Consider the following 20,338-nt stretch of genomic DNA (forward strand, 5'->3'; position numbering starts at 1 on the left):
AGTGACAACGTCACAAATCAGCAAGTTCAGCGATAGCCGGCATTCCACGCTGTTCGAGGAAATCCAACACGCGCCGAGGGCTTACGTTTAATATCCGATCCTGCGGGAAATTCACTTCCTGCAAAATGCGTTCGCAGTGGGTAAAGTCTCCCAGAGAAAAGGCAATATGGGAATCGGAACCTAAAGAAAGTAACCCACCCGCGTCACGCACGGCTTCCGCAATCGCCCGACAGTTTGGTTCACTGCCTTGGCGTGAATGCATAAAAGAAGAGTTATTCAGCTCCAATGCCACGTTGTATTTCGCCGCGGCTTCCGCAATCGCGCGGATATCGACGGGAAATTTCGGGTTGCCAGGGTGGCTAATGATATGCGCGTCGCCACGTGCCATGGTCGCTATCATTGCCGTAGTATGCGTGTCTTTATCCTGCGGTGGAAAAACCGGCTCATGGAAGCCCGCGATAATCACATCCACCTGATCCAACATGGGCCCGGTGCAGTCGATATCACCTTCAATGTTTTTAATATTCGCTTCGATACCGCGCAGGATACCGACGCCATCAACCAGACGCGGCCAAACGCGCATGTTCATGAAGTGCCAATAATGCGGCGCATCCGCCATATCCGGGCCATGATCGGTAATGGCAAACAGTCGGATATTCTTCTGCTGTGCTTCGACGATGTAATCATGCAGGGTACTGTAAGCATGTGTGCTGGCAACGGTGTGCATATGTAAATCGACGGGATACATAGGTTCTCCAGGGTCAACGTTTGCGAATCAGCATACCATTTTCAAGGATATTCCGCAGCCTGCAAACGAAACCACAACGTATGATTAACACAAATGAAACATAAACGTTTGCGCATGGCAGGGGAATGCGCCAGGGCAAGAACGAAAAACGGTGAGCAAAGCAACAAATTGCGTTAACTTTAGCTAATTGCGCGCCTTGAATGCAGAAGTTTGTTGACGCTGTTCGGCAATTTCCCTACATTAGCGCCGTCCGCTACTATGCGATACAGCGAGACCACGGTGAGGTGTCCGAGAGGCTGAAGGAGCACGCCTGGAAAGTGTGTATACGTGAAAACGTATCAAGGGTTCGAATCCCTTCCTCACCGCCATATAAAAGAAAACGCCCTTGACGCAAGTCAGGGGCGTTTTCTTTTATGGTGCTGGAGCGGACGAGAAGCATCGGCAGCGTTCGATTAATGCCTGAACCCCGCCGTTTTGTTCCTCTTACCTTGCACCCAGCGCCAGATAGTTGCCCGCAGATTCATCGACGCGGAACTGTTCAACGGTGCGTGATAGATCTTGTGCCTGTTCGCTCAGCGATCTTGCAGCAGCCAGCGCTTCTTCAACCAACGCCGCATTCTGTTCAGTACTCTGATCCATCTGCGAGATCGCGAGATTGACCTGCTCAATACCGGAACGCTGTTCTGCACTCGCGACGCTGATTTCGCCCATCATCGACGTTACGCGGTGTACGCTTTCAACCACTTCACTCATGGTATCACCAGCCTGCTTCACGAAATCCGTGCCCTCGCCCACCTTGGCAACGGAATCATCAATCAAACTTTTAATTTCTCTGGCTGCGGATGCCGAGCGCTGCGCCAACGTGCGCACTTCACTCGCGACCACGGCGAAACCACGCCCCTGCTCACCAGCACGTGCCGCTTCTACCGCGGCATTCAGCGCCAGAATATTCGTCTGAAAAGCGATGCTGTCAATAACGCCGATGATATCCACAATCTTACGCGATGATGTACTGATGGAGTCCATCGTCACCACGACCCGGCTGACAACATCCCCACCGCGCACCGCTACATCCGATGCCGACACCGCGAGTTCATTCGCATAGCGCGCATTATCCGCATTCTGTTTCACCGTTGCCGTCAGTTGTTCCATTGCCGCTGCCGTCTGCTCTAATGCGCTGGCCTGCGAATCGGTACGAGCAGACAAATCACCGTTACCCGATGCGATCTGCGTCGAAGCCGTGGCAATGGAGTTTGTGCTGCTGCGAACCTGATTAACCAGATGCGATAGGTTGTCGCGCATCGCGCGGATAGCGTAGAGAATACTGGTTTGATCGCCCGGCTTCGTTTCAACGTCAATGCGTAGATTGCCTTCTGCGATTTCACGCACGACATCCACCGCATATTGCGGCTCCCCGCCAAGTTGGCGCATCAGCGTACGCAACATATTCCATGCAAATGCGGAAATGATTAACAGCAGAATCAAACCTAAAGACAGCAGGATCAGTGCATTGTGCCAGAACGTCTGCTGAATATCGTCAATGTAATCACCGTAGCCAATCGTCCAGTCCCAAGGTTCGAATTTAATGACGGCATAAAGCTTCTCAACTTTATTCTGCTGCCCTGGACGCGTCCCTTCCGCGATCACCGTACCAATCGTATTACCTTGAAGCGAAGCACGGTAGCGTTCTCCGGCTTCTTTACCGCCATTCGCATCGACGATGCCAATACGCTTAGGATTCGGGTGCACATAGTTCACGTCATTGGTGTAGCCACGCACGAAGAAATAGCGATCGCCCTGATGGAAACTACCGATCGTCCGTTTGGCTTCTTTCTCTGCTTCATCACGCGACAGTTGGCCGCTTTTCTCCAGTTCATACGCTTTCTGTGCCGCAGAATGAGCCAGTTCAACCAGCGTAGAGAGCTGGCCGGTGCGTTCACTCATCATCGTGTTATAGAGTGTGTTCAGCGCCACCGCAGATAAAATTAGCATTCCTAACAAGGTCGTACCGCATAGCAGTGCAATTCTGGTTCGTAATTTCACTATATTCTTCTCTCTAATCTCTAACTGCTTTTCAGAAAATTCCGAGGAAAAAAATTACACTACATTGGCGCCTTGAGCCATACCATTCAGGTAGTAATGATAGATTTTTTAACAATAAATAATGAAAAAACACCTTATTCGCTCAGTTTAAAACCACAATCGAGCAATAACGACTAAGAAATTGGCGAAAAATGATCGAAATCGAAATAAATGCGTAAATGACGTTACAGAAGCAATAAAGCCCCAGTTTGTCATGCGAGGCTCATGTATTTGTCGTTCGCTTCCGTCAGTTGATCTCTGTGTCGATTGAACAGAGAGAGATGCAGAATCAAGGTATTTAGCCCCTAAAAAACAAAAGCCTCCGCAAAAGCGGAGGCGTTCCCTCTAATGACAAGGCGCGCTAAGCGGTAACAGCCCTGTCCTCCATGGCTTTTCGCCAGCCTCCCAACCAGTAAGACCGAGCATTAATTGATTGATAAGGACAAAATTCCTTTGGTCTACCGACAATACCTGCTTGATAACCACGTGAATGAGCCCGTTCCAGGCGATCGCGTTTCTGTCTCTTCATGCCTTATTTCCCTCATCATTTATCTGGTGGAAAGAAAACAATGATTACTTTATAAGCAACCACAGACTATCAATACCGATTCTATCGCCAAAGGTCAAGGCGCAAAATTCACGCCAGTGTCATATTTGTGATCCAAAATAGGAATTTTCCCCGCTAAAAAAGCGGGGAAACCTAACTCATTGAAAAAAAATGAAAACCTCTAAAAACGCAATGCAATCATAGCATTACATCTTTAGAGGCCTGCTTTTTTAGAACATTGATTGTGTCAAACAGCGATCGAATAAGATTGAGCACCTGTAGCCGTTATTTCAGCGTACCAGCCTGCTGAGCAATCGACTGGGAAACCTGCTGCCAGCCTTGCGCCAGCGTTCTTACCAGCGCGTCATAACCATCTTCCGTTTGTGGCAGTACCACGCTAAAGGGGCGTTTAGTCACTTTTCCCTGATAGGTCAGCATCCATTCACCACGGACGATAACATTGCCATCATAGCGGCCGTGAAAACCCGTGACAGCCACGTTCAGCACAGCCTGTTCGCTTCCCTGTGGCTGCGTGGTCACGACCCAACTGGGCAGTTTATTCCCCAGATTAGCCACCAGCGCCTGCTGTAATTGCTGATCCAACGGACTGGCCCACAGGTTATTACTGGCAATGACATACTGCACATCGTTAGTCTGATAAACCAAGCCAGCATTGACGAGGTAATCCGCCACGCTGACATGTTCAACCCATAGCGGATGCCCCTGTGTCGCCGCAGCCTGCGTCGTATTGGTATCCGCGATTGTCGGTAGTTGATAGTACGTTTTCTGGATATTGCTGCTGCACGCGCTCAATACCAGCGCCAGAACCAGTGTCCATGCTTTCATCATTATTTTGCCCTCTTCGGCTGAGGATCCTGACTACCCGACGCCTCAAACACCAACGCATTACTTTTCTCGTTCAGGGTGCGCAGCACAGGCTGTAGCTCCCGCAGCACCTGATCCAAGCGCTGCATATCCGCCACCATCTTGTTGTACGCCGGCGAGCCAGGCTGGAAGCCTTTCATGCTGCGATTCAACTCAAGCAAGGTTTTTTGCATATCTTCCGGCAGATCCTGCATCGCTTTGCTGGATGTCAACTTGTTCAGCGTCGCCAGCGTTTTTTGCATTTCGCGCAGCGTTGCCTGACTTTCCGTCAGCGTCTTCGTTGCTTCATTGACCATCGGATTCAGCGGCAGGTTATTCACCTTATCCAACACCGCCATCAGCTTCTGCTGAATTTGTGACAGGCCACCGTCAATCGTAGGCAGAACCGGGTAACCATCCAGAACGAACAGTTGTTTATCCACTTTCTCTTTTGGATAAAAATCGAGATCGATATAGAGCGCTCCCGTCAGGAGGTTAGCCGACTTCATCGACGCACGCAGCCCCATCGGCTGGGCTTGCTTCAGATGCTGTTCAAAGTCGAACGAGCCACCAATCTTCTTCTCGAACCGATCGGGTTCAATACGGATCAGCACCGGAATGCGATAGTCATCACCCAGTTCCTGTTCCATATTGCGCGGGAAAAACGGTGCTTCAGCAACCGTTCCTAATCGAATGCCGCGGAACTCAACCGGTGCCCCCGCCTGTAAACCACGGATCGATTCGCTGAAGAACAGCAGGTACTCTTTATATTCGGTGTATAGCGAGTCCTGAATGCTGCGCTGGCTATCAAAGAGTCGATACTGCGCCATTGTCTTGGCTGCATCGCCCAGCTCCCACCCAGCGGGAACATCAAAGCTGACGCCACCGCTGAACAGCGTGGTCAGCGAGCCCATTTCGACACGCATGCCCTGTGCCGACATATCGAACGCAACGCCGCTGTCTTTCCAGAAACGGACATTGGTCGTGACCAGACCGTCATACGGCGCGGAGATAAACAGCTGATAGCGCATCTTGCGTGCTTTCGGATCAAACTCACTGGTCTCCACCGACCCCACTCGATAGCCGCGGAACAGAACGGGATCGCCCGCGTTCAACTGCCCAGATTGCTCACTGTCGAGTATCACCCTGATGCCTTCCGCATCCGGCGAGGCCAGCGGCGGCGCATCCAGCAGAGTAAACTCGCTTTTATCATTTTTACTGGCTCCGGGCTGCAGCTCAATGTAAGCACCGGATAAGAGCGTCCCCAGACCGGAAACCCCTTCCCGACCAATTTGCGGCTTCACCACCCAGAAAGCGGAATCCTGCTTTAGCAGCTTATCCATACCGTCATGTAGACGCGCTTTAATCTCCACCCGATGGAGATCGTCACTCAGCACGACACTTTCTACGATCCCAACGTCCACGCTACGGCTTTTGATAGTGGTTTTTCCCGCTTCAATGCCTTCGGCGTTGCTGGTAATCAGCGTAATTTGCGGCCCCTGATGGCTGAAATGGTAAAACAGTATCCAGGCACCGATCAGTACCGTGACAATCGGCACAATCCAGACCGGTGACCAGCGTTTAATCGTTTCTACATCCGCAATGGCATGGTTATTTTTCGCCAACGGCAGGCTCCTTATGAAGAACATCATCGCGACGATCCCACAACAAGCGGGGATCAAACATCATCGCGGCAAACATGGTCAGAATCACCACGGCCGCGAACAACACCGCCCCAATGGCGGGATAAATACTCATCAGGCGACCGATGCGCACCATCGCAGACAAGACGGCAATAACGAACACATCAATCATCGACCAGCGTCCAACAAACTCAACCATCTCATAGATGACATGCATCCGCTCACTATCTTCCGTTTTTTTGGTTTTGCCATTGGCTTGCCAGCAAAGCCAGCCTAGCGCCAGCATTTTTAACGATGGTACCATGACGCTGGCGACAAAAATCACCATCGCAACGGGGTAAGATCCCATCCCCCACAGCAGGACGACACCCGACATGATCGTCGACCCCATGCGATCGCCGAAGGCTTCGGTCACCATGATCGGCATCAGATTCGAGGGGATATAGAGCATTATGGAAGTAATCAGCAGGGCTAACGTCCATTGCAGACTGTGCTTCTTGCGGGCATGTCCGCGTGAGTGGCAGCGCGGACAGATTAACTGGTTGGCTGGCAGAATGGCGGTACAGCATGGGCATGAGCGCAGCCCCTGCGATAGCCCGCTTTGCCCCAGAACCGGTGGCGCAAGCAGCGCGGGTGGCGGCACGATGTCATTCCACAGCCAGCGGCGGTCGAGACTTTGGAAAGCCAGCAGTTGCAACAGACAGAACAGGACAAAAGGCATAAAACTGGTGCCGATGCCGATGTCACCATAGGCCATCAGTTTGACAAAGCTGACCAGCACGCCAGCCAGAAAAATCTCCGCCATGCCCCAACTTTTTAGATGAAACAGCATCTTGCCCAGGCTTTTTTTCAACGCCAGCGGCAACGAGGCGTGCAGACAAAGCAGAATGAGGGTCGCCATACTGAAAGCTGGGACCAGTTGGACAAAAAGCATAAACAACGTCGCGACGCTGACGTAGTTTTCCGCCACCATCACTTTAGGTATTTGTATCAGGGTAATTTCGCTGGTGATACCCGCCACGCGCATAGAAACGAAGGGGAAGAGATTTGCCAGCAATAGCATGAACAGTGCACTCACCGCGTAGCCAACAGGCCGTTTACGTGGTTCCGTTTGGCGGCTGGTTAGTGCGGTTTTACAACGTGGGCAGGTCGCTTTCTGGCCGTGTAACAGCTCAGGTAACTCCACCAGCAGGTCGCACTGCGGGCAAAGCATATAGTCATCATGGCGATGCTCATGTTTAAGATTACAGTCATGCCGATCGTGATGGGAACACACACGTCCTCTCCTTCAAAATTCGTCAGCTTCTGACTGAAAACCCCATCAATACGGGATATTACCCCCATATTGATGGCGTCATACAACCACGTGAATTAGCCGTTTTTCTGTGCTTCCAGCTCTTCCCAGCGGGCAAAGCAGGTTTCCAGCGCGCTTTCCGCTTCCGCCAGAGCACTTAAGACCTGCTGCGTTTCTTCACGTGGGCGGCTAAAGAAACCAGCATCATTCATTTGTACCTGCAGCGACGCAATTTCCTGCTCCAGTTGCTCAAGGCGCTGTGGCAACTGCTCTAATTCGCGCTGCTGGTTATAACTCAATTTCCCCGCGCTTCGTTTAGCGGACGGGGCGGTGCTCGTTGCAGCCGTTGTCGTGGTGACTGCCGGAGCGGCTGTCGTTCGCAGTGGCGTTGCCGTGGCACGCTGCTGTTGCGCATCGTAATACCCGCCGACGAAGCGAGAAATCTTGCCCTCACCTTCAAAGATCCAGCATTCGGTCACTGAATTATCAACGAACTGACGATCGTGGCTGACTAGCAGAACGGTTCCCTGATAGCTTTCAATTAACTCTTCCAGCAACTCCAGCGTTTCCACGTCGAGATCGTTGGTCGGTTCATCGAGAATCAACAGGTTACTGGGCTTGAGGAACAAACGCGCCAGCAGTAGGCGGTTACGCTCCCCACCCGACAGCGCTTTTACTGGCGTCATGGCGCGTTTCGGATGGAACAGGAAGTCCTGCAAATAGCCCAGCACATGACGTGAACGGCCGTTTACCATCACTTCCTGCTTGCCTTCTGCCAGGTTGTCCATCACCGTACGTTCTGGATCGAGTTCAGCACGGTGCTGATCGAAATAGGCAACTTCCAGCTTCGTGCCACAGTGCACGCGTCCGCTGACCGGTTCTAACCCACCGAGCATTAATTTTAGCAGCGTGGTTTTACCGCAGCCATTCGGCCCTACTAACGCAATCTTATCACCACGCTGTACCTGAGCGGAGAAATTGCACGTTAGCACTTTCTTTTCACCCAGAGACCCCTGATCAACATGATAGTTCACGTCTTCCAGCTCAAACACAATCTTGCCGGAGCGGGCGGCTTCTTCAACCTGCATTTTCGCCGAGCCCATCACTTCACGGCGCTCCGCACGTTCCTGACGCATGGCCTTCAGCGCCCGCACGCGGCCTTCGTTACGGGTACGACGAGCCTTGATGCCCTGACGGATCCATACTTCTTCCTGTGCCAGTTTGCGATCGAATTCCGCATTTTGCAGATCTTCCACCCGCAGCGCTTCTTCTTTCCCTTCCAGATACTTATCGTAGTTACCCGGCCAGGAAACCAGCTTGCCGCGGTCAAGATCGACAATGCGGGTTGCCATGTTACGAATAAAAGAACGATCATGGGAGATAAAGATGATGCTGCCCTGGAACGTTTTCAGGAAGGTTTCCAGCCAGTCAATCGTTTCAATATCCAGATGGTTGGTTGGTTCATCCAACAACAGCACACGCGGTGAACTCACCAGCGCTCTGCCGAGTGCGGCTTTACGCAGCCAGCCACCGGAAAGTGAAGCCAGCGGTGCATCGGCTGCAAGCCCAAGCTGTTCCAGCACTTCGTGAATGCGGCTTTCCAGTTGCCACAGCCCCTGATGTTCCAGAACGTCCTGCAACTTAGCCAGTTGATTCAGGTTCCTTTCGCTCGGGTCGCTTTCTACCAGACGCAGCATGGCGTGATAGTTTTTCAGGTGATCCGCCTGCGCGGCGACCCCTTCAGCAACAAAATCAAAGACGCTACCGGCAACATCACGCGGGGGATCCTGTTGCAGGCGCGCGACAATCAGATCCTGTTCATAAGTGATACGACCATCATCCAGCGGGATTTCTTTGGCCAGAATTTTCAGCAGGGTCGATTTGCCCGCACCGTTGCGGCCAACCAGACACACGCGTTCATTTTCTTCGATATGAAGTTCGGTGTTATCCAACAGCGGCGCGTCGCTGAACGACAGCCACGCACCTGAAACACTGATTAAAGACATCGGTTACTTTTCCTCACCGGCATGCGTCAGCAGCCAGCAGTTATGAATTTGACGATTACGGGCAAAATCCTGCGATTGGGTCTGCGCGGTAATTTCTTTGGCGTTCAGCCCCAGCGCGGTCAGGCCAGCAATATCCATCTGGAAGCCGCGTTTATTATTCGAGAACATGATGGTGCCGCCACGGCGTAACAGGCGTTTGAGATCTTTCATCAGCGCCAAATGATCGCGCTGGACATCAAACGACTCTTCCATCCGTTTTGAGTTAGAGAAAGTCGGCGGGTCAATGAAGATCACATCAAATTGCTCGTTCCCGTTATGTAACCATGACAGGCAATCTGCTTGGATCAGACGGTGCTGACGCCCGGTCAGACCATTCACCCGCAGGTTTTTCTCTGCCCATTCCAGATAGGTGCGTGACATATCGACGGTGGTCGTTGAACGTGCGCCGCCTAATCCAGCGTGCACACTCGCTGTGCCGGTGTAGGCAAACAGGTTGAGAAAATCTTTGCCGCGGCTCATCTCACCCAGCATTTTACGGGCGATGCGGTGGTCGAGGAATAGACCAGTATCGAGGTAGTCGGTCAGGTTGACCCACAGCTTGGCGCCAAACTCTTCCATCAGGAGGAAGTCACCCTTCTGCGCCAGTTTCTCATACTGGTTTTTACCTTTCTGACGTTCGCGCGTTTTCAGCACCAGACGGTTCGACGGTAATTCCAGTACGCTCAACGTCGCGTTGATCACATCAAACAGGCGCTGACGCGCCTTTTGCGCATCAATGGTTTTTGGCGGCGCATACTCTTGTACGACAACCCAACTGCCGTAGCGGTCAACCGCCACATTATATTCAGGCAGATCGGCATCATAGATGCGATAGCACTCAATCCCCTGCTGCTTCGCCCATTTTTCCAGCTTGCGCAGGTTCTTGCGCAGACGGTTGGCAAAGTCTTCTGCGATTTGACCCGCAGATTCACCCTGCGTTTCCGCCAGTTGATAATTTTTCTGTACGCAGTCCAGCGGGCCGTTTTTCGCCTTGAATTGGCGCTCGGCACGCAGTTGCAGACAGCTCAGCAGCTCCGGCGATGCGCTGAACAGCGAGAGCTGCCAGCCACCAAAGTCGCTTTTCATCTTACGACCCAGCATATTATGCAGGGCGATCAACGCGGGTTCACTTTCCAGACGCTCACCGTAAGGCGGGTTGCTGACAACCGTACCTTTCGGGCCTTCCGGCAGTGGATTTTTTAGCTGTGCGGCATCCCTCACGTCAAAAGAAATCAGTTCGGCAACGCCTGCGCGACGCGCATTAGCTTTGGCGATCTCGATCACTCGACGATCGTTATCCGATCCGAAGAAGCGCGACGTTGTCGCCTGCAAACCCTGACGAGCACGCACCTGAGCTTCTGCGGTCACCTCGCGCCACAGTTCGGCATCATGCTTTAACCAGGCGTTAAATCCCCAGTGCGTACGATGCAAACCGGGCGCGCGATCGGATGCAATCATGGCCGCTTCGATCAGCAAGGTACCGGAACCACACATCGGATCGACCAGCGGCGTGCCGCTCTGCCAGCCGGAGCGCAGCACAATCGCCACCGCCAAGTTCTCTTTTAGCGGCGCCAGTCCGGCCAGATCGCGGTAACCACGCTGATGTAAGCCATCACCGCTTAAATCCAGCGAAACGCTGGCCATATCACGCTGTAAAAAGACGTTAACGCGAATATCCGGCTGCTGTTTCGCTACGTCTGGACGCTGTCCGGTTTTGCGCGTGAAGCTATCCACAATCGCATCTTTGACTTTTAACGCACCGTACTGGCTGTTGCGGATATCTTCATTGGTACCGGTAAAATGCACGGCAAAGGTTTTATCGATGCTGAAGATCGTTGACCAGTCAATTGCCTGCACGCCCAGATACAAATCCAGATCGCTGTGTACCTTGAATTCATTCAGCGGCAGCAGAATGCGCGATGCCAGACGGCTCCACAGCAGGCTCTGGTACAGCAGGCGATTGTCACCCTCAAAATGGACACCGCCCTGCACAACCGCACAGGACTGCGCACCCAATGATTCGAGTTCGCTTTTTAATAACTCTTCCAATCCCCGCGCCGTACTGGCAAACAAAGCATTCATGTCGTCACTATCACCAAAAAATAGATTCATAAAAGAAATTGAGGCGCATTATAGCTAATCCGAGACGCTTGTCATAAAGTTGCCGTTTTACTTTGGCAAGGAACAGGTCAGTGATTGGCGTAACGCGGCTTTATATTCATCCGGTAAAATCGATGCGGGGGCTGCAACTGTCCCACGCAATGGCGTCTGTCAGCGGTTTGGCGAACGATCGTGCCTTCATGATTACCGAGCCTGATGGCACATTTATTACTGCCCGCCAGTATCCGCAGATGGTGTTATTTACCCCCGCCTTGTTACCCGATGGACTGTTTATTGCCGCGCCGGATGGTCAAACGGCCACAATTCGTTTTGCCGACTTCACCGAGTCACCTCAGCCAACAGAAGTCTGGGGGACGCACTTCACTGCACTCGTCGCCCCCGATGCTATCAATGTCTGGTTAAGCCACTATTTTCAGCGCACCGTCCAGCTTCGTTGGGTGGGCAATGAGCCATCGCGTCGAGTGAAGCATTATCCAGACGTTCCTCTAGCATTTGCCGATGGCTATCCGTTTCTGTTAATTAATGATGCCTCATTTCAGGCGCTACGCCAGCGCTGTTCCGCCGGCATTAAAATCGAACAATTCCGTCCCAATTTGGTCGTGACGGGCGCGGAAGCCTTTGCCGAAGACAGTTGGAAGACCATTCGGATTGGCGAGGTTATTTTTGACGTCGTCAAACCCTGTAGCCGCTGCATTTTCACCACCGTCAGCATCGAACGTGGCCGTAAGCACCCGTCAGGAGAACCGCTGGCAACGCTGCAATCGTTCCGTACTGCCGAGAACGGCGACGTTGATTTTGGGCAAAATCTGGTCGCCAGAAATACGGGCATCATTCGCGTGGGCGACACATTGGAAGTCTTAGCGACCAAACCCCCGCGTCCTTATGGCTCCGGCCAGGTAGTCGAAAGCCTTGTCGTTCCCGAAAAAAGCGAACAGGCCGTCACCATCCACTATCAGGGACAATCGTTACAAGGAAACAATCAGCAGATTTTACTGGCACAGTTGGAGCAACAGGGTATTCGAATCCCCTATTCTTGTCGGGCAGGACTGTGCGGTTGCTGTAAATTGACGCTGGTCAGCGGAGAAGTTTCCGCACTGAAGCAAAGTGCCATAAGGGAAAACGGCGAAATTCTTAGCTGTAGCTGTATTCCGCAGAGTGACGTTCATTTGCAATAGCCAAAGAAAAAATAGCGTACATGCAGTTTGAAGTATGACAAAGTGGTTTAGACGACCTTGGCATACTCAAATGCCGACGTGCCTTCACCCAACGCGGTTTCCCACTCAGCTCTATTCTGAACGACGGCAGGCATTAGCCTGTCGTGCATGATTTTTATGGCGTCGCCCAGCCCCATAGTCTTTCCACTTAATGATAGCTGTTCTTGCGCCAGCAGACAGAGACAGGCTTTGTCCCCTGCTTCCGCCACCAGGAAACAGGCCGTTTCATGGGTTTCAGTGAGCTGTACCTGTACAACATCACCCGCCTGCGGCGAATACGTTACGGCATCCGGCTGTTGGATGAAGTGCCAGCTTTTTGGCATAAGCGGTTTTAAGAATCGGCTTGCGACCAGCGCATTCAAAACCAATTCGCCTTGAAGGTCACGGTGCAGTGCCGCTTTCTGACATTTGTCGTTATAGGTAAAAAATAGCGCAGCATCGTCAACACAGAATGCGCATTCATTAAATGCATCCGGCGTTAGCATTTTAGATGGAAAACGAGAACGGAATAACATGCCGTTAGCCAAATCCAACATCAGGCGATCGTGTTCGGTATCAAAATACCAGCGCCAGTTATCGTCAGGTTTTAACTTCATATTATTTACCCTTCGCCTTCACAGTAGAAATATCAGAAATGGCTGATTGTGTTTTCTCACATTGCAATAATCGTTCATCGTCATAAACGTTGCGGTAAGACGATCAGACATCGGTTGATAGATTATTTACGCAAACGGATAAAATATAGACTAGCTGGGGGGATAAATAAACCCCCAGCTAAAAATGAAAGGCATTTCGGATTAAATATGTGTAACGATATCTTTAATCAGGCGAGGGCCGTGGAAAATAAAGCCTGAATATATCTGTACCAGCGACGCGCCAGCCGCCATTTTTTCGCGGGCGGCAACCAAAGAATCAATTCCGCCAACGCCAATAATTGGCAAACGTCCCGCTAATTCCTGTGACAAACGGCGGATAATTTCCGTGCTGCTTGTCTGCAACGGACGTCCACTTAATCCTCCGGTTTGCCCGCAGTGGTTTAATCCCTGAATCAGTTTTCTGTCGAGCGTTGTATTGGTGGCAATCACACCGTCGATGTTATGGCGAACCAGACTATCGGCAATTTGGATCAATTCTTCTTCAGAAAGATCCGGCGCGATCTTCACCGCCACGGGAACATATTTCTGATGCTTGTCTTTTAATTCCGTCTGCTTGTTTTTTATCGCCAGTAAAAGATCGTCCAGCGCTTCACCATATTGCAGACTGCGTAATCCCGGCGTATTGGGTGACGAAATGTTGATCGCGATATAGCCTGCATGAGGATAAACCTTATCCATGCAGATCAAATAGTCGTCTTTACCTTGCTCAACCGGCGTATCTTTATTCTTGCCGATGTTGATCCCTAATACACCGCCAAAGCGTGTTTTCTTTACATTCTCGACCAGATAATCCACGCCTTTATTATTGAAACCCATTCGGTTGATCAATCCTTCCGCTTCCACTACGCGAAATAATCTCGGTTTGTCATTACCGGATTGTGGACGCGGCGTCACCGTCCCCACTTCAATAAAACCAAATCCCATTGCGCCTAACGCATCGATACATTCGCCGTCTTTATCTAATCCCGCCGCTAGACCAAGTGGGTTTTTAAAAGATAACCCCATGCAGGTAACCGGTTTAGTAGGAACAGATTGGCGGACGAGAAATTCAAAAGGCGTGTTGGTAATACGGCGTAATTGTTGGAAGGTCAGCTCATGTGCACGCTCTGGATCGAGCTGAAACAGGGCTTTTTTGATAACGGGATAGAACATATTGTCTCCTGAGATCCCTATCGCAAAGGTATCTTGCCTACGCTGGAAGTAAGCAATAGTGGATTACGGTTTAACTCACGGTCGGTGATGGTAGTGCCATCTCTGCGGAAAGTAAAACGTTTGCGGAATGTAAGAAATTAGCGCGAGGGAGGATGTCACACGCGGCAAGCTACCGCGTGTGACAGAAGAATGACTGTGGCAGGATTAGTCTTGCAGTGCCTTGCTGATCTTCTCGAACAGATCGCCAGACAGATTTTCCAATGTCTTCAGCTGCTCCAGCGCCTGACGCATTTGCGACTGGCGTTTAGCATCATAGCGTTTCAAGCGGATCAACGGTTCGATCACTCGTGCCGCGACCTGCGGATTGCGGGTATTCAGATCGGTCAGAATCTCCGTCAGGAAGCGATAGCCGCTCCCGTCTTCAGCATGGAACGCCGACGGATTTGACGCGGCAAATGCCCCCACCAGCGAACGCAGGCGATTAGGGTTGTTCAGGCTGAATGATCGGTGTTGCAGCAGCTCACGTACGCGGGTCAGCACATCGGCAGCCGGGCTGGTGGCTTGCAGCACAAACCATTTATCCATGACCAAACCATCCTGATGCCAGCGGTTATCAAACTGCGTCAGCAGCTCATCACGCACGGGCAGTTGAGCCTCGACCGCCGCCGACAGCGCCGCCAGAGAATCCGTCATGTTATCCGCCTGACGGAACTGCGCCTGCACCAGTTTATCCGCCTGATCCGCATCGCTGAATGCCAAATAATGCAGGCAGACGTTGCGCAGCGCGCGTTTGCCCATATCCGCATGTTCGATACGATATTGCGGCGCGTGATTCGCGTGGTATACCGCCAGCCACTCATCCGCCATCTCTTTTGCCATCGTACGCGTCATGCTTTCACGTACAGCAGCAATAGCCGTAGGATCGATGATATCAAATAGCTCAGCAATCTCATTTTCGCTCGGCAATGTCAGAATCTGAGAAGCCAGCATCGGATCCAGTTTTTCATCCAGCAACACGCCACGGAAAGCATCGATAACATGCATCGGTACAGAAAGCGGTTGTTTCTGCTGATAACGAGAAACGTTCAGACGGATATAGTTAGCCAGCAGGCTCTGTGCCGCATCCCAGCGTGAGAAGGCATTGCTCGCGTGGCGCATCAGGAACGTCAGCTGTTCATCGCTCCATGCATAGTTCAGTTTTACCGGCGCAGAGAACTCACGTAATAAAGAAGGAATCGGGCGGCAAGGCACCTGATCGAAAATGAACGTCTGTTCAGATTCGGTCACATTAAGCACCGACGCCAGCAGTTGACCGTCTTTCTGTAGCGGAATGACCTGCCCTTGTGGGTCGTACAGTTCGATATCCAACGGAATATGCAGCGGCAACTTTGGCTGTTTGTCGGCACCGATCGGCGTCTTTTGGCTCACGCTTAGCAGATATTGTTGCGTCTGCGGATCGTAATCATCACGTACGGTCAGCACCGGCGTGCCTGACTGGCTATACCAGCGGCGGAACTGTGTGAGATCGACACCGGAGGCATTTTCCATCGCCAGCACGAAATCATCACAGGTCGCCGCGCTGCCGTCGTGACGCTCAAAATACAGACGAATACCGGCTTGGAATTTTTCCTCACCTAATAAGGTGTGCATCATGCGGATCACTTCCGATCCCTTTTCATAGACCGTCAACGTGTAGAAGTTATTCATCTCGATCACCTGATCGGGACGAATCGGATGCGACATCGGGCTGGCATCTTCAGCAAACTGCGCACCGCGCATCACACGCACGTTATCAATACGATTCACCGGACGCGAACCCAGATCGGAGCTGAACTCCTGATCGCGGAACACCGTCAGCCCTTCTTTCAGGCTAAGCTGGAACCAGTCGCGACAGGTGACGCGGTTGCCCGTCCAGTTGTGGAAATATTCATGGCCGATCACCGCTTCAATATTCAGATAGTCTTTATCCGTCGCGGTTTCTGCCTTGGCCAGCACGTATTTAGAGTTGAATACGTTCAGCCCTTTGTTTTCCATCGCCCCCATGTTGAAGAAATCAACGGCGACGATCATATAGATGTCGAGGTCGTATTCCAGACCGAAACGCTCTTCGTCCCACTTCATCGAATTCTTCAGCGAGGTCATCGCCCAGCCAGCACGATCGAGGTTGCCACGGTCAACGTACAGCTCCAACGCCACATCGCGACCAGAACGTGTCGTGAAGCGATCCTGAAGCACATCAAAATCGCCGGCAACAAGCGCAAACAGATAAGCCGGTTTCGGGAACGGATCCTGCCATTCAATCCAGTGGCGGCCGCCTTCCAGCTCTCCTTGTGCGATACGATTACCGTTCGAGAGTAAATAAGGATAGCGAGCTTTATCCGCTGTGATGCGCGTCGTGAATTTCGCCAGCACATCCGGTCGGTCGAGATAATAGGTAATGTGGCGGAATCCTTCGGCCTCACACTGTGTACAGAGCGCGTCGCCAGAGAGGTATAGCCCTTCCAGTGCGCTATTGGCGGCAGGATTGATTTCCGTTTCGATGCTGAGCGTGAAACGCGCGGGTAATTGCGTCAGAGTCAGGCCATCGTCCTGCTGCTGGTAATGTGTCCACGGCTGGCCATCAACGCTCAGGCTAACCAGCTTCAGCCCTTCTCCATTCAGCTTCAACGGCGCGCCAGCGTCCCCCTGTAACACCACCTGACTAACGGCTTTTACGTGAGTTTTTTCAGCATGGAGATCGAAATCCAGTGCAATGTCGGTAATGGTGTAATCCGGTGCACGGTAGTCATGGCGATATTTTATTTGCGGCTGTTGATTCATATAAAGTTTCCACCTCGTCATAAGCATCAAAGATCAAGTCTAAGCCTGTTATCTTAATGTTACCACGACAAAGTAATGAGGATAATCGTCGTACCGCGGTTCATTCCCGCACGTCTCGCTATGTTGTCGTAATGTAATAAACGGATAATCAAGGTATACTGACCGGACATTGCTAATTGTCCCGATGGTGGATAGGCATCTTACAAGGATGCTGTAACGCATTATGACTTTGCACACTTCCCCGATTCTGCACTCATTGCTGGATACCGACGCCTACAAGCTGCACATGCAACAGGCGGTGTATCATCACTATTATGATGTCGACGTTGCGGCTGAATTTCGCTGTCGCGGTGATGAGTTATTAGGCGTTTACGCTGATGAGATAGCCCATCAGGTCGATCTGATGCGTTTCTTGTCATTGAGTGACGACGAGTTCACCTATCTTTCTTCTCTGCCGTTCTTTAAACAGGACTATCTCCACTGGCTGCGGGACTTTCGTTTCAATCCGCAGCAGGTGTCGATCAAGAATCATGCTGGCAAACTGGATATCCGCATCACCGGGCCGTGGCGTGAGGTGATTTTGTGGGAAGTTCCCTTGCTGGCCGTGATCAGTGAAGTTGTGCATCGGGATCGTTCGCCCGACGTCACGACGGAGCAGGCGCTCGCCCAACTGTCTGCCTCACTGGAGAGCTTCCGCCAGAACAGCGCGGATGTGGATCTCAGCCAATTCAAGCTAATGGATTTCGGCACGCGCCGGCGTTTCTCGCGTGATATCCAGCAGACTATTGTTACGACGCTGCGAGCCGATTTCCCTTTCCTCATCGGCACCAGCAATTACGATCTGGCGCGCCGTTTGGATATCACGCCTGTCGGTACGCAGGCGCACGAGTGGTTTCAGGCCCATCAGCAGATTAGTCCGACGCTGGCAAACAGCCAGCGTGCCGCACTGCAAATGTGGCTACGCGAATATCCCACTCATTTGGGCATTGCGTTGACCGATTGCATCACTATGGATGCCTTCCTGCGCGATTTCGATTTGTCGTTCGCCGAATCCTATCAGGGGCTGCGTCACGATTCTGGCGATCCAGTCGATTGGGGCGAAAAAGCCATTGCGCATTATCAGCGCTTAAACATCGACCCGATGAGCAAAACGCTGGTCTTCTCTGACAGTTTAAATCTGGATAAAGCGCTGGCGCTATATCGTCACTTCTGGCAACGCGTGAATCTGGTATTTGGCATGGGCACCCGCCTGACGTGTGACATCCCCGGCGTGAAGCCGTTGAATATCGTGATCAAGCTGGTGGAATGCAACGGCAAGCCGGTGGCAAAGCTCTCCGATAGTCCGGGTAAAACCATCTGTCAGGATCAGAACTTCGTGTGTGAGTTACGCAAAGCGTTTGACTTACCCCGCGTGAAAAAGGCCAGTTGAAACGTCTCCCCCTCCCCTAATATGCAACTTGAATTATGACGGATATTGACCAACTTTGCAGCAGATTCACCAGCATGAGCGAAAACTTCGCGCCATTCCGGTGATTTCTGCTTGTGTCCTGTTGCATCGCAAGTAACATAGCAAATGGCTCGGATTGGGCCATTTTACGTTTTAACCACGATATTTTTCTTAAACACGATTAATTAAAGAGAGAATTTTATGAGCGTAGTGCCTGTAGTCGATGTACTGCAAGGCCGTGTCGCCGTTGACAGCGAAGTCACCGTGCGCGGCTGGGTACGTACCCGGAGAGATTCTAAAGCCGGTATCTCCTTTATCGCCGTTTATGACGGCTCCTGCTTTAATCCATTACAGGCTGTCGTTAATAATAATCTCTCCAATTATCAGGATGACGTGCTGCGCCTGACTACCGGGTGTTCCGTAGAAATCACTGGTAATGTCGTTGCGTCTCCGGGTGAAGGCCAGAGTTTCGAGTTGCAAGCCACCAACGTTAACGTCGTCGGCTGGGTTGACGATCCCGATACCTACCCGATGGCGGCGAAGCGTCACAGCATCGAATACCTGCGTGAAGTCGCGCATTTGCGTCCGCGTACCAATCTGATCGGTGCCGTGGCGCGTGTTCGCCATACGCTGGCACAGGCGATTCACCGCTTCTTCCATGAGAATGGCTACTTCTGGGTCTCTACCCCGCTGATTACCGCATCCGATACCGAAGGCGCGGGCGAAATGTTCCGCGTTTCTACTCTCGATCTGGAAAACCTGCCGCGTACCGAACAAGGTAAAGTGGATTTCAGCGAAGATTTCTTCGGTAAAGAAGCATTCCTGACCGTATCCGGCCAGTTGAATGGCGAAACCTACGCCTGTGCGCTGTCCAATGTGTATACCTTTGGCCCAACCTTCCGCGCAGAAAACTCTAACACCAGCCGCCATCTGGCCGAGTTTTGGATGATCGAACCGGAAGTCGCTTTCGCTACGTTGGATGACGTTGCCGGTCTGGCTGAAAACCTGCTGAAATATGTTTTCCAGGCCGTATTGAATGAGCGTGCCGATGATATGGCGTTCTTTGCCGAACGTGTCGACAAAGAAGCCATCACTCGACTGGAAAAATTCGTCAGCTCTGATTTCGCACAGGTGGACTACACCGATGCTGTCGAGATCCTGCTGAACTGCGGGAAGCAGTTCGAGAACCCGGTTTACTGGGGCGTTGACCTCTCCTCCGAACATGAGCGTTATCTGGCGGAGCAGCACTTCAAAGCACCGGTCGTCGTTAAAAACTACCCGAAAGACATCAAAGCCTTCTACATGCGTATGAATGAAGACGGTAAGACCGTTGCTGCGATGGATGTTCTGGCACCAGGAATCGGTGAAATCATCGGTGGTTCTCAGCGTGAAGAGCGTCTGGCTCAACTGGATAGCCGTCTGGAAGAGATGGGACTGAATAAAGAAGACTACTGGTGGTATCGTGATTTGCGCCGTTACGGCACTATTCCACATTCCGGTTTTGGTTTAGGTTTTGAGCGATTAATTGCCTATGTTACCGGTGTACAAAATGTGCGCGATGTCATTCCTTTCCCGCGTACCCCACGGAACGCCAGTTTCTAAATAAAAATTTAATATAAGTAAAACAAATATGTAGAAAAGAAGAGTCGGGTTTTCCGGCTCTTTTTTTTTTATTCTTGTTATGCCTCACAAAGTTCCCTAAATT

The 20,338-nt window shown here is 51.7% G+C and carries 14 protein-coding genes and 1 tRNA gene; 4 read left to right on the forward strand and 11 right to left on the reverse strand.

All coding sequences use genetic code 11. The features are described 5' to 3' along the window. Positions 1-10: 10 nt before the first annotated feature. Complete coding sequence (locus EO763_RS12495) at positions 11-748, reverse strand: phosphatase (RefSeq protein WP_039500776.1); 738 nt, start codon at positions 746-748, stop codon at positions 11-13. Positions 749-1,026: 278 nt separating this feature from the next. On the opposite strand from EO763_RS12495, the gene EO763_RS12500 reads away from it, so the two are divergent. Next, positions 1,027-1,116, forward strand: a tRNA-Ser gene (locus EO763_RS12500). Between the two features lie 115 nt (positions 1,117-1,231). On the opposite strand, the gene EO763_RS12505 is transcribed toward EO763_RS12500, so the two are convergent. The 7 genes from EO763_RS12505 to rlmKL all read right to left on the reverse strand — a co-directional run bounded on the left by EO763_RS12505 (position 1,232) and on the right by rlmKL (position 11,305). Then, on the reverse strand, positions 1,232-2,791 hold the full coding sequence (locus tag EO763_RS12505) for a methyl-accepting chemotaxis protein (RefSeq protein WP_161529141.1): 1,560 nt from the start codon (positions 2,789-2,791) through the stop codon (positions 1,232-1,234). A gap of 400 nt (positions 2,792-3,191) precedes the next feature. Further along, positions 3,192-3,359 carry a ribosome modulation factor gene (gene rmf, locus EO763_RS12510; protein ID WP_010276992.1) on the reverse strand — a complete coding sequence of 56 codons (168 nt, stop codon included), beginning with the start codon at positions 3,357-3,359 and terminating at the stop codon, positions 3,192-3,194. A gap of 303 nt (positions 3,360-3,662) precedes the next feature. Further along, complete coding sequence (gene pqiC, locus EO763_RS12515; protein ID WP_103184230.1) at positions 3,663-4,226, reverse strand: membrane integrity-associated transporter subunit PqiC; 564 nt, start codon at positions 4,224-4,226, stop codon at positions 3,663-3,665. Beyond that, the gene (gene pqiB / locus EO763_RS12520; protein WP_161529142.1) at positions 4,226-5,866 is read right to left on the reverse strand and encodes an intermembrane transport protein PqiB; all 1,641 of its coding nucleotides are present in this window, start codon (positions 5,864-5,866) and stop codon (positions 4,226-4,228) included. Before pqiB ends, pqiC begins: the two co-directional genes overlap by 1 nt. Beyond that, a complete protein-coding gene (pqiA, locus tag EO763_RS12525) occupies positions 5,853-7,097 on the reverse strand; it encodes a membrane integrity-associated transporter subunit PqiA (RefSeq protein WP_244322094.1) in 1,245 nt (414 codons plus the stop codon). Before pqiA ends, pqiB begins: the two co-directional genes overlap by 14 nt. A 158-nt stretch (positions 7,098-7,255) precedes the next feature. Next, positions 7,256-9,184 carry an ABC transporter ATP-binding protein gene (locus EO763_RS12530; protein WP_161529144.1) on the reverse strand — a complete coding sequence of 643 codons (1,929 nt, stop codon included), beginning with the start codon at positions 9,182-9,184 and terminating at the stop codon, positions 7,256-7,258. A 3-nt stretch (positions 9,185-9,187) separates the two neighbouring features. Continuing rightward, on the reverse strand, positions 9,188-11,305 hold the full coding sequence (rlmKL, locus tag EO763_RS12535) for a bifunctional 23S rRNA (guanine(2069)-N(7))-methyltransferase RlmK/23S rRNA (guanine(2445)-N(2))-methyltransferase RlmL (RefSeq protein WP_161529145.1): 2,118 nt from the start codon (positions 11,303-11,305) through the stop codon (positions 9,188-9,190). A gap of 110 nt (positions 11,306-11,415) precedes the next feature. On the opposite strand from rlmKL, the gene EO763_RS12540 reads away from it, so the two are divergent. After that, positions 11,416-12,519, forward strand: coding sequence for a YcbX family protein (locus EO763_RS12540; RefSeq protein ID WP_161529146.1), 1,104 nt, complete (start codon positions 11,416-11,418; stop codon positions 12,517-12,519). A 47-nt stretch (positions 12,520-12,566) separates the two neighbouring features. On the opposite strand, the gene EO763_RS12545 is transcribed toward EO763_RS12540, so the two are convergent. The 3 genes from EO763_RS12545 to pepN all read right to left on the reverse strand — a co-directional run bounded on the left by EO763_RS12545 (position 12,567) and on the right by pepN (position 17,186). Next, entirely contained in the window at positions 12,567-13,154 is a 588-nt protein-coding gene (locus EO763_RS12545; RefSeq protein WP_010308830.1) for a cell division protein ZapC, read from the reverse strand. A 201-nt stretch (positions 13,155-13,355) separates the two neighbouring features. Continuing rightward, positions 13,356-14,366 (reverse strand): quinone-dependent dihydroorotate dehydrogenase, encoded by a 1,011-nt coding sequence (gene pyrD / locus EO763_RS12550; protein WP_010277017.1) that lies wholly within the window; start codon positions 14,364-14,366, stop codon positions 13,356-13,358. Positions 14,367-14,570: 204 nt separating this feature from the next. Further along, complete coding sequence (gene pepN, locus EO763_RS12555) at positions 14,571-17,186, reverse strand: aminopeptidase N (protein ID WP_161529147.1); 2,616 nt, start codon at positions 17,184-17,186, stop codon at positions 14,571-14,573. A 223-nt stretch (positions 17,187-17,409) separates the two neighbouring features. On the opposite strand from pepN, the gene pncB reads away from it, so the two are divergent. Beyond that, positions 17,410-18,615 (forward strand): nicotinate phosphoribosyltransferase, encoded by a 1,206-nt coding sequence (gene pncB / locus EO763_RS12560; protein ID WP_161529148.1) that lies wholly within the window; start codon positions 17,410-17,412, stop codon positions 18,613-18,615. Between the two features lie 219 nt (positions 18,616-18,834). Beyond that, complete coding sequence (gene asnS, locus EO763_RS12565) at positions 18,835-20,235, forward strand: asparagine--tRNA ligase (RefSeq protein WP_010307810.1); 1,401 nt, start codon at positions 18,835-18,837, stop codon at positions 20,233-20,235. Positions 20,236-20,338 lie beyond the last annotated feature (103 nt).

The organism is Pectobacterium odoriferum (assembly GCF_009931295.1).
Lineage (GTDB): Bacteria > Pseudomonadota > Gammaproteobacteria > Enterobacterales > Enterobacteriaceae > Pectobacterium > Pectobacterium odoriferum.

Bases quoted from the DNA above. Each gene is read 5' to 3' on its own strand.
- EO763_RS12495 (WP_039500776.1), bottom strand. From the start codon at position 748: ATGTATCCCGTCGATTTACATATGCACACCGTTGCCAGCACACATGCT.
- rmf (WP_010276992.1), bottom strand. From the start codon at position 3,359: ATGAAGAGACAGAAACGCGATCGCCTGGAACGGGCTCATTCACGTGGT.
- pqiC (WP_103184230.1), bottom strand. From the start codon at position 4,226: ATGATGAAAGCATGGACACTGGTTCTGGCGCTGGTATTGAGCGCGTGC.
- pqiA (WP_244322094.1), bottom strand. From the start codon at position 7,097: ATGCTTTGCCCGCAGTGCGACCTGCTGGTGGAGTTACCTGAGCTGTTA.
- EO763_RS12530 (WP_161529144.1), bottom strand. From the start codon at position 9,184: ATGTCTTTAATCAGTGTTTCAGGTGCGTGGCTGTCGTTCAGCGACGCG.
- rlmKL (WP_161529145.1), bottom strand. From the start codon at position 11,305: ATGAATGCTTTGTTTGCCAGTACGGCGCGGGGATTGGAAGAGTTATTA.
- EO763_RS12545 (WP_010308830.1), bottom strand. From the start codon at position 13,154: ATGAAGTTAAAACCTGACGATAACTGGCGCTGGTATTTTGATACCGAA.
- pyrD (WP_010277017.1), bottom strand. From the start codon at position 14,366: ATGTTCTATCCCGTTATCAAAAAAGCCCTGTTTCAGCTCGATCCAGAG.
- pepN (WP_161529147.1), bottom strand. From the start codon at position 17,186: ATGAATCAACAGCCGCAAATAAAATATCGCCATGACTACCGTGCACCG.
- pncB (WP_161529148.1), top strand. From the start codon at position 17,410: ATGACTTTGCACACTTCCCCGATTCTGCACTCATTGCTGGATACCGAC.
- asnS (WP_010307810.1), top strand. From the start codon at position 18,835: ATGAGCGTAGTGCCTGTAGTCGATGTACTGCAAGGCCGTGTCGCCGTT.